The following is an 18,295-nucleotide window of genomic DNA, read 5'->3' on the forward strand; positions in this document are numbered from 1 at the left end:
TCAGTTAGGAGTTTTCTTCATTCCCCCAACTATTAGTTCACAAATTAGACTTTGACGGGAAGTTATCCCTCTAGGCTTCATCTAATCTATAAAGCGGGGATAACTGCCCGGTATGATGGAATCCATGATCCCATTATTATTTGTTAATAAAAAGTTCACCTTGCGGAAGCTTCACTAAAGTTCTCATTGGAATACTCTTAAGGATGAAATAAACAATAAGAAGCGTTGGTATTTTGTCTAACAGATCAGCAAACAGCTCGGACATAAACGCACCGACCTCGACTGAAAAACCCATTGTCATCAACATGCCAGTAATCATTCCTGTTGTACCAGCACCTAGTCCACCAAACATTAGGATCGTAATAGTAGCACCTAATCCGCCTCCGATAACGGCAAACCCTAAGGAAGCCACAATTGTTTTCCATAAACTTTTAAAAATTCCCCGTTTTGCTAAGAAACCTGCAAGTAGCCCGTATAGGATACTGAGCCAAATATAGGCGAGTGTGGTTGGATTAGTTATTGAAATCGTTAAATTCGTAATGGCACCCACAACCACACCTGGAATTCCGCCACATAGGGCACCAACAACAATTGTACCGATTGAATCGAGATACAATGGGAGCTTTAACAATAAAACAATCTGACCTCCGATAAAGTTGACTGCAATACCGATAGGAATTAAAAAAACGGTCAATTTAAACGAATTTTTCATTAAATCTTCCTCCTTGTCTATTAATCTCAGAATTATTCCGAGCTCCAAACGTTGATTACTATTTCTATGATGCTACCTTTTCATCACGGAAAAAACTGTTTAGGTAACTTTTTCTCAAAATTTAAAGGGATAGAAATTAATGATTAATTCAGTTCGGTCATAATATTAAATTCAATATTTGGCGCATAAATGATCTTTACTTTCTCGATTTCTATGTTATTTTGGTCAAAAATACTACCTTCCGCCTTCAGTAGAGCATGTTCATTTTCATGGACCTGCAATATTTCCCTCGTCTGCTTATCAATGGATACAGGTGAAAGGGCAATTTCTGTGCGTTTCGGATAAATTAGATATTTTTCTCTAAGTACTTGATAGAGAGACTCTTTTTCAAAGTCATATTGATCCAGCCCAGGAAATAAGTCGACGGGGAGTATTGAAGTATCTATCATTAGATAAGTAGTGGTGTCTCCTTTTTTGACTCCTCGTGCTCGAATCAATTTATAGAAACTTTTCCCTTCCAATGACACGATGCTTTGATCTAATACTTTTGAAACACCAACTTCATTCCGGATATTTAAATAATCCGTAAATCCACCGAAATTTGTAATATTGTACTTTAATGGCCTCAACAAAACGAGAGTGCCTTTCCCACGCACTTGTTGGACCAAACCATCATTAACCAGTACTGAAATAGCATTTCTTACTGTTCCCCTTGTCGTCGCAAACGCTTTCATAAGTTCTGTCTCAGAAGGTATGAATTCTCCTTGCTTATATTCCCCGTTTAATATCTGCTCTCGTAGCTGTCGATACAATTGAACATAGAGAGGAACAAAATTATTTTTATCCAGCAACAGATGACCCCCTTATCGTTATACAGTTATCCACTTATGTGTACAAGTTGATTTTATCAAATCAACTTTTATTTAGTCAATGATTTTTTTAATTCTTCTTACAATTGTGACTATTAAGTGGGCAAACGAACGAAAAACATGCCCAATCCTTTTGCAATGTTTTCACTAATTAGATAGGTTTTACCATTCTTAACTTCGAGAACACCAATATCCCCATCATCTCTTGTGCCTCACTTGAGTATTCTCTATTCTCAATAAGAATGTTAAACAAATAGTTATCATCTAATCATGATCATTCTCATTATTCTGTTTTTATTGAATGAAAATTTATTAACTAAGATATAGAGTGACAGAGTTTGTATCATCTTTTATAGTTTCCTAAACCACAAAAAACCCTCCTCGATAATCCGAGAAAGGGCTGCAAACGTTGATATATAAAGGATATTAACGTTTCGTTTTGAGAACTGAGGTGCACGACGAACGCCTTTAAAACCGTATTTTTTACGTTCTTTATCTATTCAAACACGTTCAAGCATTCGGTTCAAAGCTAGAATGGCGTTATCCGCAATCTTCTTTTCTACTTTTATCGGATTAATTACTGTACCTTCTGCAATTGATTCGAGAGCCCAAAGCAGATGCGGCAGATCAATTCGGTTCATCGTGAGACATGGACACATATTCGGGTTCAAAGAGATAATATTTTTGTCAGGATTATTTGCGATAAGCCGCTTGACAAGGTTCATTTCCGTGCCAATTGCCCAGGAACTTCCTGATTTTGCTTTTTCAATCATGTTAATGATATAGGATGTCGAACCATTATAGTCTGATAAGGCGACTACTTCACGGCGGCATTCTGGATGAACAATTATATTCATTTCCGGTTGCTCAGCCCTAAGCGTTTCAATATTCGCTGTTGTAAAGTTTTCATGAACAGAGCAATGCCCTTTCCAAAGAAGCACCTTCAAGTCTTCTAGCTCCCCTTCATAGATTAATTCATCATTATGAGGGTCCCAAACAGCCATCTGCTTCAACGGGATTCCAAGGTCATAGGCTGTATTCCTCCCAAGATGCTGATCCGGAAGGAAGAGAATTCGTTCTTTTTGCGAGAGGGCCCAAGAGACCATTCCCTGTGCATTTGAAGAAGTTACAGTCGCTCCGCCGTTTTTTCCGACAAAAGCCTTGATTGCCGCTGTTGAATTGACATATGTTAGCGGAAGAATCGTATCACCAAACATGGACTGCAGCTTTGTCCAAGCACGTTCTGTTTGGTCAATATCCGCCATATCTGCCATCGAACAGCCCGCACGCATGTCCGGCAGGATAACTGTCTGTCCTTCTGTTGTCAAAATATCGGCTGTTTCAGCCATAAAATGCACGCCACAAAACACGATGTACTCCGCTTCACGATTTTGCGCAGAAAGTTGAGCTAGCTGAAGTGAATCACCAGTTACATCCGAAAATTGAATGACTTCCTCACGTTGATAATGATGACCTGGAATATACAATCGGCTCCCAAGTTGCTGTTTAATCTTACGGACCCGCCTCTCCATTTCCTCCTTTGTCATCGCTTTATATGTTTCAGGTAATACATTCCCTGCTGTTTTGGCCATCTCCAGTATGTTCATTTAATTACCCCCTCACGTTCTGCAACCTTTGCACTAATATCAAGTGCCCTAACACTGTGCGTTAAACTGCCCAATGATATATAATCAACCCCTGTTTCCCGATATAAAGCTAAATTAGTCAAGTTAATCCCACCTGAAGCTTCAGTGATAATATGTTCAGGCACCAATTTGATCAGTTGTTTAATTTCTTCAGGACTCCGGTTATCGAACATGATAATATCGGCACCTGCTTCAACTGCTTCTTGCACTTGATCTGCTGATTCCGTTTCCACTTCGACTTTCGTGGTATGTCCCAGCTTAGCTTTGACTGTTTGTACTGCCTTCGTGATAGTACCGGCAAAAGAAATATGGTTGTCCTTAATCATGACGGCATCATACAATCCATATCGGTGATTGAAGGCCCCACCAGATCGGACCGCATATTTTTCAAGCATCCTCAGACCTGGTGTAGTTTTCCTAGTATCACAAGCCCTTGTTTTTGTACCAGCTAAAATCATGGTTGCTTTATGCGCCTGTGTTGCAATAGCGGACATGCGTTGCACTAAATTCAAAACTACTCTTTCCCCTTTTAGAAGCGAAGCCATATTGCCGGTTATTCTTGCAAGCTGCTGTCCTGTTTCAAACACTCCTCCATCTTGAACAAACAGTTCAACCAGTATTTGGTGATCCAGTAGCGCAAATCCCGTGTTGATGACAGCACTCCCACTAAAGACGCCATCTTCTTTTGCGATGAACGTCAAAGTCCCCTGTTCATCTTGATTAAAAATCGTATCACTCGTTACATCGCATTCACCTATATCTTCTATCAAAAATTGTTGCAGCATCTGCTTAAGCTTCAATGTGTTCATATAGTCTTCTCCCTTTCACTCGGTTTTTCACATCCGTGCAAGCAAGGATAACAGAGTTTTTCAGCCATAAGGAGTCATCTTCCCTTGGATAGTCACTGCGAAAATGACCGCCCCTGCTTTCCGTTCTAGTCAAAGCGGATTCAGCAATCAGCCACGCTACGAGTATGGCATTGATTTTTGTTATTTCGTTTATTGATAATGCAGTAACTTCCATATGCAGAAATTTTTCTATATCAAAAGATTCAAGATAGTCCTTTAAACGAGTTAAACCCGCTTCATCTCGAACAATTCCTGCTTCGCTCATTAACATTTCCTGCAATGTAGCCAAATCAGGTATTGCGGATAAAAGGGTGTAACATTTGGAATGCTCTGTTTCTAACGGTATGGTTCTTGAGGGCATATGAGCAAGGAAATGACCAAGCGTATTTCCAAAAACAAGCCCTTCTAGAAGTGAATTGCTTGCCAAACGGTTTGCTCCATGAACGCCAGTACAAGCTACTTCACCAACTGCATATAAGGAGGCGACGGAAGTTTGTCCCCATTGATCCACTTCAACTCCACCCATCAAAAAATGGTTTCCAGGTGCAACCGGGATTTTTCCGAATTTAAGGTCGATACCGCTTTTTTCACATAATGAAGTCACAGTTGGAAAACGTTTTTTAAAATCCTTAATCATCGAAATATCCAAAAATACCTTTTCACCGCGCTGCAAATAAGAAAAAATCGTCTGTGCCACAATATGTCTTGGTGCAAGGTCTTTCATTCTGTGGACATCTTCCATGATGGGCTTGCCCATTTCATTCACTAATTGTGCACCATCACCGCGGACCGCCTCTGAAACGAGCCCCTCTGCTTTACCATTAATAAAAAGAAGAGTCGGATGAAACTGGATAAATTCCATATCACGCACTCGTGCCCCAGCTTTGAAAGCAAGTGCGATTCCATCTCCTGAAACAGTCTGTGAATTCGAAGTAATTCTGTATAGAGAACCGCAGCCACCTGTTGCCAAGACAGTTTGTTCTGCATAGTAAGATACAAATCCGCCTTCCTTTTGCAGCGTTTTGACACCAATACAAGAACCATCTTTTCCTATAATCAATTCCACCGCTGCAGTATCCTCGAGCACCTGTATCGTTGATTTTTTCAAGCCATCTATTAGATGCTCCATAATGTACTTACCTGTAGCATCTCCATGACTATGAAGGATTCTTCTTTGGCTGTGCGCACCCTCCATGCCAAGCATAAGTCCGCCATCTTGATCGCGGTCGAATTGCATACCGGATTGGATGAGTTCAGATATCACCAAGGGAGCCTCTTCTACCAATTTGACGACAGCATGTACCTCGTTATATTTCTGACCGGCTGCCAACGTATCTTTTTTATGATAAGATACTTCGTCCTGTTCAGATATTGCTGCAGCAATGCCGCCTTGCGCTAAATAGGAATTACTGTGACGAATCTTTGATTTTGTGATGAGTATCACATGCTTATGTTTGCTTACTTCTAACGCAGTTTTCAATGCAGCAATGCCGCTTCCTATCACTACGACTTCCGTTCTTTCCATTATTTCATTCCTCCTGTTTATGACAGGTGTCTTGACAACTATATTTACATATTATTAAACTATTATCAAGAGTTTTTTAAGTTTAGAGGATGGAAGTGATTTCTTGATTTATTTAGATTATGCGGCTTCGACACCGATGGATAATGAAGCACTAGATGTCTTTGTTGAAGCATCTCGGAAGTTTTTTGGCAATGCGAGCAGTTTGCATGATATCGGATCAGATGCAGCACGTTTATTGGATATGTCACGGCAGCAATTAGCGGAAATGCTAGACATAAAAAAGGAAGGGATCGTCTTTACGAGCGGCGGTTCAGAAAGCAACATGATCGCAATAGATACATTCATCGCCTCAAAGCCTGCCTGGCAGAATCACTTAATTGTAAGCCAAACTGAACATGCATCCATAGCCAATTATGTCAGCAAACTTGCTAACAACGGCTTCGATGTTACGTATTTACGTCATTTGAAAGACGGCCGTGTTGACATCGAACATCTACAAGATTGTATTTCGGGGCGGACTTGCTTAGTCATTGTCCAACATGTAAATTCAGAAATCGGAGTCATTCAACCTATCGAACAAATAAGCAAAATCGTTCGCGAACATGATGCCTTTTTGCATGTAGATTGTGTTCAATCATTTGCTAAATTACCGCTTGAGGAGATATCTGCCGTATGTGATGGTCTTGCTATTTCGAGCCATAAAGTATATGGCCCAAAAGGCATTGGGGCCGTCATTTTCCCGGGCATCCATCATCTAAAGTCTTCAATACCCAATATCACTCATGAACATGGTTTTCGTGCAGGGACTGTCAATGTTCCCGGTATAGCTTCCTTCGTTACGGCTGCAAAAAAATTAGCGAAAACTATGGAAGATGAACGAAACCGGATTTTTCAGATTCGGCAGCAATTGATTCGGCTACTCAAGGAAAAGAAGATTGATTTTCAAGTTATCGAAGCGTCAAACCAGCAATTGCCTCACATTCTGGCGTTGACATTTTCCGGATTACAAGGACAATACATCATGCTAGAATTAAATCAGCAGGGCTTTGCGGTATCCACGGGTAGCGCTTGCCAAATCGGCAAACAAAATCCGTCAAAAACAATGATAGCTATTGGAAAAAGCGAAGAAGAAGCCCATCAATTTGTCCGGCTTTCTTTTGGAAAAAACACGACGGTGGACGATATTCGTATCTTAGCAGACTGTCTTGCAGGAATAGCTGTGATTCGATAAGATTCTCTATTCTGTGGTAAACTGTTTGTAAATAACGAGGTGAATTATTATGGAAAAAAAGAAATTACTTGGTGAAGAAAGACGGACGAAACTCTTACATATATTGCAAACAAGCGAGCAACCAGTAACCGGTAGCGAGCTTTCACAAATAACGAATGTAAGCCGGCAGGTTATCGTCGGTGACATCACACTCTTGAAAGCACGAAATGAACCTATCATCGCTACTAGCCAAGGCTATATGTATTTACAAACAGGGAACACTCAAAAGCCGGAGCGGACCATTGCCTGCCAGCACGATCCTTCTCGTGCCCAAGAAGAGTTATTTTTACTCGTCGATATCGGCATTACGGTGAAAGATGTCAAAATCGAGCACCCCGTTTACGGTGACCTAACTGCTTCCATTATGGTCAGCAGTCGTAAAGAAGTTCAGCAATTCCTCACTAAAGTAACTGCAACAAATGCTTCTTTTTTATCAGAACTAACAAGCGGCATTCATCTCCATACACTTAGCGCGTCTTCTGAAGAACTACTTGACGAAGCCGAGAACGCCTTGAAAAATGCCGGCATTTTAGTTGATTGAATAAACGAAAGCATCCTCAAAAGTTATACCTTTTGAGGATGTTTTTATGAAAAAACTTGCTTAAATTTGATTGTTGCCATTGTATAAATTTGCACAAAAAAATGCCCCGGAATAGACTTCTGGGGCACTTTTCTTATTAAGTATTTTCCCTCATCAATGCACTAAGAGGGTTGTACCATTTATCTCTCTGTGAAAACAGGTTGCAACCTTGTAAGCTTAAACGGTTCAATTCCGCATCTGGGTCAAACTTTGAGGAAAGGAACCTTTACTCTCAACCTTAAAGAAATCAACTTTGCGGTACACCATTTTGGACTTTAAAGCATGGATAGCTGCCCATAATTGAAACGGTACATCCAAGAGCCTCAAGCTCAGAAATCGCACCTGGGATGAGAACATCGTCTAGAGCCATTCCGACGTCGATAATGAAAAAGTAATTGCCTAATCCTGTTTTCATTGGTCGTGATTCAATCTTAGAAAGGTTAAGTTTCCTCCAAGAGAAAGCGGAAAGGACTTGGTGCAGCTGCCCTGAATGATCGGCAGGAAGCTGAACCATAAGCGTCGTTTTCTTGTCACCCTCAGTAGTCAAATGCCCTTCAAAATCTACATCGCTATTAGATACGACGATAAATTTTGTATGATTATGTTCATAATCATGAATATTTTGTTTTACAATCGTCAAACCATACTCCGCCGCAGCCATGTCATTTGCAATCGCAGCAATATTGATATCGGAATTCTCCATCACCATTTTCGCAGCTGCCGCAGTGGACGTGACATATTCATACGGTATGCCCCTTAGTTCTTTATGTAGAAATTTGCGGCATTGTGCGATAGCATGTGAGTGCGAATAAACCATATCCGGTTTAAAACCAGGATATGCATGATCCGGATGCACCATATAATGTTGTTGGATTGGAATCGTTACTTCCCCTTTAATCGGTAATGTCACTTCATGGACTAAGTAATCCATCGTAATATTTACCGAACCCTCCAAAGCATTCTCGATTGGGACGAGTGCGTGATTCACTTCCCCGTCACGAACAGCATCAAGGCAGTCTGGAATCGTGTTCATTGGTATTTTTATATCATTAGGAAATAGTCTCGATACAGCTAAATCCGTGAACGTTGCTTTCGGTCCAAGAAATGCTATTTTTGATGTCATATTATAATCCCCTTTTCACGGAAAATCTACTATTTATGTTATGCCATTTTCTGATTTTTTACAATAGTTAATCGATAAATCGTCCCCTGATAAAAAAACAGCCTGTACATGTGAATGTACAGGCTGTTTTTTATGCGCCGTTCCCAATAATTTCGACTTTTTCGACGAACTCCATTTTACGCAGTTTAGTAAGCAGATCATTAATATCCATCGTCATCCCACCCGTGTTTAGAGATAGGGTAACATTGGCTCGTCCCTGCAAGGGAATCGTTTGGTGAATGGTCATGATGTTGCAACCTGATGAGGCGACGAGCCGTAAGAGCTCCGATAGAGTACCAGAACGATCTTCGAGATAGAAGAACAGGGTAATCAGCTTTTCTTTAACAACTGTATGAAATGGAAAAACCGTGTCACGGTATTTGTAAAAGGCACTTCTACTTAAGTCCACTCGCTGTACTGCTTCCCAAACTGATTCTGCTTTTCCCCGTTCAATCATTTCTTTTGCATCCAGCGTTTTTTTCATCGCTTCGGGAAGGACATCCTCTCGAACGAGGAAAAATTTCTGATCGGCCTTATTCAAACTCAGCACGCCTCCTTTTGCCTGCCATCATGGTATCTAATCAATCAACGAATTCAAATTCATATTCAAGGATACGGACGATATCACCATTTGTCGCACCTTTTTGGCGAAGGCCTTCGTCGACTCCGAATGAACGAAGTTGTCTAGCGAAACGACGGATGGACTCTTCACGAGTGAAGTCAGTCATTTTGAATAGACGCTCGATCTTGAATCCAGAGACGGCAAAACTTCCATCCGATTCGCGTTCAATGTCAAATTCATCTGACTGTGATGTATGTTTATAAAGAACACGGTGGATTCCAGTATTCTCTTCTTCATGATCAAGAGGGAACTCAGGTGTTTCTTCGATTTTATCAGCAATCGCATAAAGTAGCTCTCGGATTCCTACACGTGTTACGGCAGAAATCGGGAAGACTGGGAAGTCTTCTTCAAGCTTTTCTTTGAATGCGGCTAAATTCTCTGCTGAATCCGGCATATCCATTTTACTTGCTACAATGATTTGCGGACGTTCAGTCAAGCGCAGGTTATACTCTTCAAGCTCTTTGTTGATTGTCAGGTAGTCTTCATAAGGATCTCTACCTTCAAGGCCTGACATATCAATTACATGAACAATTACCCTTGTTCTTTCAATATGGCGTAAGAATTGATGACCAAGACCTACTCCTTCAGAAGCACCTTCAATCAGGCCAGGCAAATCGGCCATTACAAAGCTACGGTGATCTTCCGTTTCTACCATTCCAAGGTTTGGTACAATCGTTGTAAAATGGTATTCGGCAATTTTAGGTCTTGCTGCAGATACGACAGAAAGTAAAGTGGATTTTCCGACACTAGGAAAACCAACCAAACCTACATCAGCCAATAATTTCAATTCCATAATTATATCGCGCTCTTGTCCAGGTTCACCGTTTTCCGCAATTTCTGGAGCAGGATTAGCTGGAGTCGCAAAACGAGAGTTTCCACGACCGCCGCGTCCACCCTTAGCGATAACGGCGCGTTGTCCGTGTTCTACTAAATCAGCAATAACTTCCTTGGTTTTTTCATCAATTACAACTGTACCTGGTGGAACTTTAATAATCATATCTTTAGCAGCAGCACCATGCATGTTTTTGGACATGCCATGTTCTCCGCGCGGTGCCTTAAAGTGGCGCTGATAACGGAAATCCATTAACGTACGCAGGCCTTCTTCTACTTCAAATACGACGTTCGCTCCATTACCACCGTCTCCGCCGGCAGGTCCGCCTTTTGGTATGAATTTTTCACGACGATAAGCAACTATCCCGTTACCACCGTCTCCGCCTTTTATATAGACTTTCGTTTGATCGACAAACATGCTATCACTTCCTTGTTTTCTGCAAGTCATTTCTTGCTGTATACTTCTCTAAAACTTAATGTCCATCTTAAAAAATAATTCATCTTCATTACATTCGAGAATATCAATTGATTGCTCCGCAGTTAACGACTTTTCTAAAAATCCCATCACAGCGGCTTGGTCGATAAATCTGCCATGCATATGAAATGAACAACGCATATCGCTTATCTCTTTCTTACACATAGAAACAGCTAGAATATTTTCAAAAAATGGGTCTAGATTCTTTTCCAAAACTTTAAAGTAATCATTCGTCCAACGATACATCAGCTCGTCCAGCTCAGTAGAGCCTTCAAAAACATCAATAATTTCATATTCGCAATAAAATGATCCGTTATTCCAATTCGACGTCAACAACATCTCGCTGAACTTTGGCAAATTCAAATTGGTAAGGCGTGCTTCATTCTGGGTTTCAATAATGATTTCATCAATAATGCCTTTGACACGATCAATTTTGTTTAACTCCAGATTCCCTTTTATTATTTGAATTCTATTCAGCCAATCATGCCTGGTTTGACGAAGAGTTTCAATAGTCGTCCAATTTTTATCCATTATTAACACCTTCAATTATGATAAAGAAACTTTTTTCAGCTCTATCATGTTGAATACTTCCATTTGTACAGTATATCAAAAAAACAACAAACAGGAAATGAAGCTCGATTCACATGCCTTCACATGAAAGCCCCCGTCCAAAAAATACAGCCACACACCCTGAGTTCTTTGGACGATGGTAGAGCCATTTGAACTTATAAAGAGAATGGGCCTTATTTATGCACCAATTGGAGATATTATAGTTGAATTGGACTGTCTATTTGGCCTAACCAAATGTGATGGATAAAGTAATCTTAGATTTTCCCCTAAAAGGTAAGAAAGCCCGCCTATTGGCGAGCCTTTTGTAAGTCAGAGGTTGTTTTTCTTATACTAATGACTAAAGTCTCCTGCAAAACGCTGGTTATTTATCGTTCCTATAGTATAAATAAAGGGCCGGACCCCTTCTTCACTATATAGCATACCATTATTAAAAATGACGCGATATATAGTGTCTTGTAGAAGGAATCAGACCCTTTTGAGTCAGCCTCTGTTCAAAGATGCCAATTATGCTTCTTGTGCAACTGGATATACGCTTACTTTTTTACGGTCACGTCCGAAACGTTCGAATTTAACAACACCGTCTACTTTAGCGTATAGAGTATCGTCTCCACCACGGCCTACGTTCTCACCTGGATAGATTTTTGTTCCGCGTTGACGGTAAAGGATAGAACCACCAGAAACGAATTGACCATCTGCACGTTTAGCGCCAAGACGCTTAGATTGAGAGTCACGTCCGTTCTTTGTAGAACCTACTCCTTTTTTCGAAGCGAAGAACTGAAGATTTAATCTTAACATTTGTTCCACCTCCTATTGGCTGAGGATAATTTTCATGTATTTACCATAATCACGTTCGATAGTTTGCAGTGATATGAGCATACTGTTCAAGAGCAGCTGCACCTTTTCTTCGGATTCCGGTGAAAGATTCGCCGGAATAACGCAGCGAAGATAGCCGCCCTCTCTCCCTTGCTCAATCTCAGGCTCTACATCCGTTAAGGACATAATCGCATTGACTGACCCGAAGGAAACAGCCGATACACCTGCACAAACGATATCAGAACCTTTTTTAGCAAAATTAGCATGTCCGCTTAAGGTGAACGAAGTAATCCGTTCCTGCGGAGCATCAAAGACAACTTTAATCATCTAGAATCAGCCCTTACGCGTTGATTGCTTCGATAACAACTTTTGTGTATGGTTGACGATGACCTTGTTTTTTACGATTGTTTTTCTTCGCTTTGTATTTGAAAACAGTGATTTTCTTTTGCTTACCTTGTTTCTCGACAGTACCTGTTACAGTAGCGCCTTCCACTAGTGGAGCACCGACTTTCACGTCTTCGCCACCTACGAATAAAACTTTGTCAAATGTAACAGTTTCGCCTGCTTCTGCGTTTAATTTTTCAATGTAAACCGCTTCGCCAGCTGCTACTTTAATTTGTTTACCGCCAGTTTCGATAATTGCGTACATACTTGCACCTCCTTAAATGTCTCAGACTCGCCAATCACAGGCGTCTTGTCAAAAAGACAAAAGCTTAAGACCTGTTGTTGAGCGGTTGTAGCACGGGTGCTACAAACATAACATTAAAATCCTATCATGAAACCGGAAGAGCTGTCAATATATTTGTAAGAATTCTCGTCCATCACTTGAAAGCTCGTTCGATTTCCTGAATGCTCCCGAAGCGCTTAATAGAATACGTATTTATAGAACCGGAGACAAATGAAAGAAATAACTTTTTAGAAATCAATTCTTCCAATGTCGGCCTATATGATTCATTTTCACCTAGCAACACGTCTGCCACGGCTTTGCTTACTTCCACCCAGACCGCTTCATCATCCGCTTTACGATGTTCCAGCAATTCACGCTCCAACCGGAAGGCCACTGTTTCAGCACTCTCAACTTTCCCGCTTCCGCTGCATACAGGACAAGGTATCGTCAATATTTCGCTTAGTGACGGTGAGGTTCTCTTTCTCGTCACCTGTAAGATGCCTAGTTCTGTAAAGCCAATAACCTGGACGCGCATCTCATCCCTCGCTACTTCCTTTTTGACAATGTCGATAATTTCAAGCTTATGCTGTGGCTTCTCCATATTGATGAAATCTATTAGGATAATCCCGCTAATATTTCTCAATCTCAGTTGACGGGCAACTTCTTTCGCTGCCGCCTGATTCACTGCAAACAGCGTTGCTTCCTTTTCCACTTTACCAGTGAACTTACCCGAATTGACGTCGATTACAGTGAATGCTTCCGTTTCTTCAAAGATTAAATAGCCTCCGTTATCGAGCCAGACTATTTTCTTCATCACTTTCTCAACTTGCCCATCCGCATTCCGTTCAGAAAAAATGTTTTTTGGACCCGTTTCATAGGATAATATCCATTCCTTACCGTTTTCCCGTATCCATTTTTTCACCTCTTGATATGCCTCGAAATCATCGATAGCAAGTTCCCCTGAACCCGTTCTCGACATTTCAGAGATAATCATCTCTAAGAAATTATCTCTCTCATAGAGGAGAGCTGGAGCCTTTAGGGAGGCTGCCTTCAGTTCAAGATTTTTATAGAGCTGACGCAATGAAGATAACCTGTTCAAAAAAACCGTTTCGCTTTCATTCTCCATCGATGTGCGGACAATCAACCCCTCATTAGGCTGTTTAAACTGTACAGCCGTTTCCCGCCACTGTTTTTGCAAGTGCTCGTTTTTGAATTTCTTAGAAACGCCAACATAATCTATTCCATGTATGTAAACGAGGGAATCTGTTGAAAACTCGATCAACCCTGTCAATTTTGCTCCTTTTGTACCGGTTTCATCCCTAGTCACCTGAACTAGCAGCTTTTCTCCTTGGCGGACGTATTGACCAATTGCCGCTTTTCCGTCTCGTTTTGTCAGTTGGAAAGAAGGAATTTCGTCACGATGCAAAAAGCCATTCTTGTCTACTCCATAATCAATAAAGACTGCATCCATACCCGGCAATACCTTTGTTACTTTCCCAAGATAAATATTACCGACCGTACTGCATTGGTGAGGCGGCATGATTTCAATTTTACGTAGCACATCATTCTCCAGCACAGCCACTCTTTTTTCGCGCGAAGATAGGTTAGCGATCATCTTTTTCATTAAAAAAAATCCTCTCCTCAATTTGAAGAAAGGATATCATATTTAATAAGAATATAATAGGTCACCTATTTTCCCATTGGTCATTTTCTCTGAAAAATAGGCATGGAGGATTTCCGTTTCATCCAACGAACCACTCTCTTTGCCGTTTTTCATAATGATAACGGGGTGCTTACAGCCGCGTTGAAACATTTCCAGCACCTTATAGATCGGTTCTTGGGAATCCACCATAATCGGTTTTAGTTTAGCCAAATCGTTTGTATGACCATAATGACGCTGTAAAAGAAAGCGGATAAAAGCGTAATACCGCTGCCGCCATTCCATAACGAGTGAAAGACTAATAAAAAAGATAATCAGCCAGATATTCAAGTTAAGTGGTTCAAGAATGAGCCAAGTTAAAAAAGCCAGGAGAGCGAAAGCGGCAGAAAAATAGAGCGTATATTTCTGTGCTTCAAGGAAGGTGCAGTAAAGAGATACACCAATGAATAAAAGCCTCCCTCCGTCCAAAGGCCAAATTGGCAGCAAATTAAAAACCAACAACATAAGATTCATATATAAGAAAGGCTGATACAGCTCATAGGAAATAAAGGAAAGGGAATAGAGCAAAAAAGCCGCTCCGATGAGCCAAACATGTTGTAGTGGACCGGCAAGCACGACGGCCAAATCCTCCTTCAAACTTTTATTTCCATACTCCTCAGTCTCGACCGCCCCTCCAAAAGGAAGCAGATGGATTGACTTAATTCGCCATTTAAAGTGCTGAGCACAGGTTGCATGCCCCATCTCATGAATAAAAACGATGAGTAACAACATCATCACTTCAACGAAATGGGCCGTAAGGATGGCGATTCCAATGACGAACCACAGTGTCGGATGTACTCTGATTTTAAATAGTAATTTTCCATACTCACTCAAAGGATATCACCTTTTTTGGATCGATGAAGGCGTCATTTTCTTTTATTGCTAAATAAAACCTGCCCTTGGAACCGTCTTCACTTACTGTAACCTGTCCGACTTCGTTCCCTTTATTAACAAACTCATAAAGTTTCACATTAATCTTTTCTAGTTGCCCATACCAGGATTCACTTTTGTTAGCATGCTGAATAACAACCGTCTTTCCAATCCCCTCCTTTTCACCGGCAAAAATGACCACTCCTTCATTGATCGATTCAACCTTAGATCCTTTGCTTGTTTCCAATATGATTCCCTCGCCGTTTGTCTCAAAGGTTTGGGTAATTTTCGCAGAGGCAGGCCTCGCATAGCCTTCACCCGAATCGACTGTTTCTGTCCCAGATTTATTCGGTAAAAAAGCGATAGGCTTGCCAAACTCACTTTCATACCAATTGGAAATTGAAGCAAACTGAAACTCCTGGTTCATGTTTTCCGTGACAAAACTCCTTGCAGAATCCAGCCGCGTTGAGGGATGCTTAAACATCACCGCAATAATAAGAAATAGACATACACTGGCCAAGATTTTAAAAAAGAAATATTCTTTCTTAAAGAGCGGATGATCTTTCTCGGAATACCCGTTAAATGAATCAAAACCATACGGTTCCTCATTATTGATCTCCGTCCAACTACCATTTCCTGCTGGTTTATCATTAAACTTCCGTCTCTTGGCGATACGATTGCGGATATCTTTCCTGCGATCATCCATTCCAAGTCCACCCCCTGCTCATGTCAAAGCGCTATATTACAACGTATGAGCAACTTGTCCAGACTATGACGGAGAAAAGATTTTCTTTCTAAACACCTCTGAATTTTTCTTTCTAAAATAAATTTTGGAACAACAATTTAATTGAAAACTATGAGTTTTGATGTATTTTATGCTTTGATTTAGAAAATGAAATCATTGAGAAAAAAAATCCAATTGATATTGTTCTTCTTAATTTGTTATAATGAAGTTGTTTTAACATTATTGAGGGGGAACATTTTTTTATGTCAATCGAAATAGGCAGCAAAGTACAAGGTAAAGTAACAGGTATCACTAATTTTGGAGCATTCGTAGAATTACCAGGAGGCTCAACAGGTCTTGTGCATATCAGTGAGGTAGCGGATAGCTATGTAAAAGACGTTAATGACCATCTTAAAGTAGGCGACCAAATTGAAGTAAAAGTGATTAGTGAGAAAGACGGAAAAACTGCCTTGTCCATCAAAAAGGCTATAGATAAACCCGAAGGGCAAACCTCTTCTTATACCAAACGCCCACCACGCCAAGGGGATAGCCGTTCTAAAGACTTTCGTTCAAAAGGTAATTTCCAACCAAAGGAAAATTTCGAAGATAAAATGGTTCGCTTTTTAAAGACTAGTGAAGAAAATTTATCTACTCTTAAACGTAGCACCGAATCAAAACGTGGCGGTAGAGGCGGAAGACGCGGATAACCTGTCGCATTTATTAATACTTAATCAACACATAAAAAGGCAAGCCAAGATAGATGGCTTGCCTTTTTTTATATAAATCTAACTCTCCATCCTTATAGCTGCGATAGGATAAAAGAAAAAAAGCGAGGGCATTGAATGCACTCACTTCATAATTTTTGATTCAAATTTACCGCACGCTAAAGAATTTTTTCAATTTTGACATAAAACCTTTTGGTTCGACGCCAATCGGAGTCAAGGGCACAGATTCACCAAGAATCCGTCGGGCAATGTTCCTATAGGCAAGCGAGACTCTATTGTCCGGATTATAGGCAATGGGTTCCTTTTTATTAGCTGCTACAATGACCTGGTCATCATCAGGAATGACGCCGATCAAATCAATTTTAAGAAAATCGGTTACTCCATCGATATCCATTTCCTCATCTTCATGAAGTAAATGGCCGCGTATCCGGTTGATAATCAATTGAGGCGGTTCAATCTGCTCTTCTTTTTCGAGCAGACCAATAATACGGTCCGCATCCCTGACAGCCGGTCTTTCGGCAGTCGTCACGATAATTGCTTTGTCAGCACCAGCTATGGCATTCCTAAAGCCCTGCTCAATACCTGCAGGACAGTCAATGAGGATATAATCATAGTCGGGTTTCATATCACTAATGAGTTTCCTCATCTGCTCTTCGTTTACCGCTGATTTATCACTATTTTGTGGAGCCGGAAGCAAATAAAGCAGATCCTCGAAATGCTTATCTTTAATAAGCGCTTGATGTATTTTGCAGCGCCCTTCGACCACATCGACCAAATCGTAGATGATTCGATTTTCCAATCCCATAATCACATCTAAGTTCCGAAGACCAATATCCGTATCAATCAAACAAACCTTTTTACCTAGAAGAGCTAACGATGTTCCTAAGTTGGCGGAGGTGGTTGTTTTTCCGACACCACCTTTACCAGATGTTATAACTATTGCCTCTCCCACGATTAGAGACCCCCTTCTAATCTATTTAAATTAGGTCTATATTTCTTTAAAACTTGCAGCTTTTCTATTATTATATTTTCTTCTTCGTCCATGTAGGCACATTCCAAGTCATGCCCCCATTTCGTATATTGGTCAGGAGATAAATTCACTTGTCCAGCTATACGCAACTGAGCGGGTTTCATAACAGAGGCTGCAATAATAGCCTCATTATTCCCCTTATATCCGGCATGGGCTATCCCTTTTAACTGTCCCATAATATATATGTTACCACCCGCACGTACCGTTCCGTCCGGATTAACATCTCCAATTAGCAGTAGATCGCCGGGAACTTCAAACACCTGTCCCGATCTTATCACCTTGGTCACAGTTGTCACTTGGTTTTCATCTTTCCAGCGTTTCGCTTCATCCTTTGTCAGGACATTCGAAAGCATCTCGTCAACGAAAAGTTTTTTCTTTTTATGGATAACCTGTTTAATCTTTTCCACTTGTTCATCATTTAGATAGCGGTTCCCTGTATGTACTTTTACGGAAATAGACGGGTCATTTTCTTGAAACTGATAGTTTGCAGAAAGCTTCGCTTCTAACTCTTTCAATAATTCGGAAAATGAGCAAGAATCATCGAGATGAAGCATAAACCCGTCTTTTGTTCCCTTAATCATAACATTTTGCTGAATTCTTTTATTCATGACGTTTGTTTCACCTCAATGAAATATAATTCGACATAGGAAAACAAAT

20 protein-coding genes and 1 other annotated feature are annotated in these 18,295 nt (G+C 40.6%); of the genes, 3 read left to right on the forward strand and 17 right to left on the reverse strand.

The genetic code is table 11. The features are described 5' to 3' along the window. Positions 1-136 precede the first annotated feature (136 nt). The 5 genes from NST21_RS20190 to nadB form a co-directional block, all read right to left on the reverse strand. Positions 137-712, reverse strand: a complete 576-nt coding sequence (locus NST21_RS20190; RefSeq protein ID WP_340890901.1) for a hypothetical protein — start codon at positions 710-712, stop codon at positions 137-139. A gap of 143 nt (positions 713-855) precedes the next feature. Continuing rightward, entirely contained in the window at positions 856-1,563 is a 708-nt protein-coding gene (locus NST21_RS20195) for a GntR family transcriptional regulator (RefSeq protein WP_340890904.1), read from the reverse strand. Between the two features lie 518 nt (positions 1,564-2,081). Next, complete coding sequence (gene nadA, locus NST21_RS20200) at positions 2,082-3,188, reverse strand: quinolinate synthase NadA (protein WP_057218878.1); 1,107 nt, start codon at positions 3,186-3,188, stop codon at positions 2,082-2,084. Next, positions 3,185-4,036, reverse strand: coding sequence for a carboxylating nicotinate-nucleotide diphosphorylase (gene nadC, locus NST21_RS20205; RefSeq protein WP_340890908.1), 852 nt, complete (start codon positions 4,034-4,036; stop codon positions 3,185-3,187). The genes nadA and nadC overlap by 4 nt, the downstream gene beginning before the upstream one ends. Then, positions 4,017-5,600, reverse strand: coding sequence for an L-aspartate oxidase (nadB, locus tag NST21_RS20210; RefSeq protein WP_340890909.1), 1,584 nt, complete (start codon positions 5,598-5,600; stop codon positions 4,017-4,019). Before nadB ends, nadC begins: the two co-directional genes overlap by 20 nt. Positions 5,601-5,703: 103 nt before the next feature. On the opposite strand from nadB, the gene NST21_RS20215 reads away from it, so the two are divergent. Both NST21_RS20215 and NST21_RS20220 read left to right on the forward strand, forming a co-directional pair. Beyond that, on the forward strand, positions 5,704-6,831 hold the full coding sequence (locus NST21_RS20215) for an IscS subfamily cysteine desulfurase (RefSeq protein ID WP_340890910.1): 1,128 nt from the start codon (positions 5,704-5,706) through the stop codon (positions 6,829-6,831). A gap of 46 nt (positions 6,832-6,877) precedes the next feature. Beyond that, positions 6,878-7,411 (forward strand): transcription repressor NadR, encoded by a 534-nt coding sequence (locus tag NST21_RS20220; protein WP_053347147.1) that lies wholly within the window; start codon positions 6,878-6,880, stop codon positions 7,409-7,411. Positions 7,412-7,697: 286 nt separating this feature from the next. Here NST21_RS20220 and pheA read toward each other — a convergent pair whose 3' ends face one another. The 10 genes from pheA to NST21_RS20270 form a co-directional block, all read right to left on the reverse strand. Then, the gene (gene pheA, locus NST21_RS20225; protein ID WP_057218884.1) at positions 7,698-8,573 is read right to left on the reverse strand and encodes a prephenate dehydratase; all 876 of its coding nucleotides are present in this window, start codon (positions 8,571-8,573) and stop codon (positions 7,698-7,700) included. A gap of 130 nt (positions 8,574-8,703) precedes the next feature. Continuing rightward, positions 8,704-9,153: an ACT domain-containing protein gene (locus NST21_RS20230; RefSeq protein ID WP_053347150.1), complete on the reverse strand. Its 450-nt coding sequence runs from the start codon at positions 9,151-9,153 to the stop codon at positions 8,704-8,706. Between the two features lie 40 nt (positions 9,154-9,193). Beyond that, positions 9,194-10,483 (reverse strand): GTPase ObgE, encoded by a 1,290-nt coding sequence (gene obgE, locus NST21_RS20235; RefSeq protein ID WP_056525531.1) that lies wholly within the window; start codon positions 10,481-10,483, stop codon positions 9,194-9,196. Positions 10,484-10,531: 48 nt separating this feature from the next. Beyond that, positions 10,532-11,071 (reverse strand): Spo0B domain-containing protein, encoded by a 540-nt coding sequence (locus NST21_RS20240; RefSeq protein ID WP_340890912.1) that lies wholly within the window; start codon positions 11,069-11,071, stop codon positions 10,532-10,534. Between the two features lie 543 nt (positions 11,072-11,614). Next, positions 11,615-11,905: a 50S ribosomal protein L27 gene (gene rpmA / locus NST21_RS20245; protein ID WP_034308845.1), complete on the reverse strand. Its 291-nt coding sequence runs from the start codon at positions 11,903-11,905 to the stop codon at positions 11,615-11,617. A 12-nt stretch (positions 11,906-11,917) separates the two neighbouring features. Continuing rightward, complete coding sequence (locus tag NST21_RS20250) at positions 11,918-12,250, reverse strand: ribosomal-processing cysteine protease Prp (protein ID WP_340890914.1); 333 nt, start codon at positions 12,248-12,250, stop codon at positions 11,918-11,920. Positions 12,251-12,263: 13 nt separating this feature from the next. Next, complete coding sequence (gene rplU, locus NST21_RS20255) at positions 12,264-12,572, reverse strand: 50S ribosomal protein L21 (RefSeq protein ID WP_034308849.1); 309 nt, start codon at positions 12,570-12,572, stop codon at positions 12,264-12,266. A 13-nt stretch (positions 12,573-12,585) separates the two neighbouring features. Beyond that, positions 12,586-12,669: a sequence feature (ribosomal protein L21 leader region), on the reverse strand. 75 nt (positions 12,670-12,744) lie between these two features. Beyond that, complete coding sequence (locus tag NST21_RS20260; RefSeq protein WP_340890915.1) at positions 12,745-14,214, reverse strand: Rne/Rng family ribonuclease; 1,470 nt, start codon at positions 14,212-14,214, stop codon at positions 12,745-12,747. A 42-nt stretch (positions 14,215-14,256) separates the two neighbouring features. Then, a complete protein-coding gene (locus NST21_RS20265) occupies positions 14,257-15,123 on the reverse strand; it encodes a M50 family metallopeptidase (protein WP_056525542.1) in 867 nt (288 codons plus the stop codon). Further along, a complete protein-coding gene (locus NST21_RS20270) occupies positions 15,116-15,865 on the reverse strand; it encodes a M23 family metallopeptidase (protein WP_056525544.1) in 750 nt (249 codons plus the stop codon). The genes NST21_RS20265 and NST21_RS20270 overlap by 8 nt, the downstream gene beginning before the upstream one ends. A gap of 281 nt (positions 15,866-16,146) precedes the next feature. Between NST21_RS20270 and NST21_RS20275 the strand changes: the two genes are divergently transcribed. Further along, the gene (locus NST21_RS20275; protein WP_053347157.1) at positions 16,147-16,590 is read left to right on the forward strand and encodes a S1 domain-containing RNA-binding protein; all 444 of its coding nucleotides are present in this window, start codon (positions 16,147-16,149) and stop codon (positions 16,588-16,590) included. A 166-nt stretch (positions 16,591-16,756) separates the two neighbouring features. On the opposite strand, the gene minD is transcribed toward NST21_RS20275, so the two are convergent. Together minD and minC are read right to left on the reverse strand one after the other, a co-directional pair. After that, entirely contained in the window at positions 16,757-17,560 is an 804-nt protein-coding gene (gene minD, locus NST21_RS20280; protein ID WP_053347158.1) for a septum site-determining protein MinD, read from the reverse strand. 2 nt (positions 17,561-17,562) lie between these two features. Next, positions 17,563-18,246, reverse strand: a complete 684-nt coding sequence (gene minC, locus NST21_RS20285) for a septum site-determining protein MinC (protein ID WP_340890917.1) — start codon at positions 18,244-18,246, stop codon at positions 17,563-17,565. Positions 18,247-18,295 lie beyond the last annotated feature (49 nt).

It is taken from the genome of Peribacillus sp. FSL K6-1552 (assembly GCF_038005205.1).
Classification (GTDB): Bacteria; Bacillota; Bacilli; order Bacillales; family DSM-1321; genus Peribacillus; species Peribacillus butanolivorans.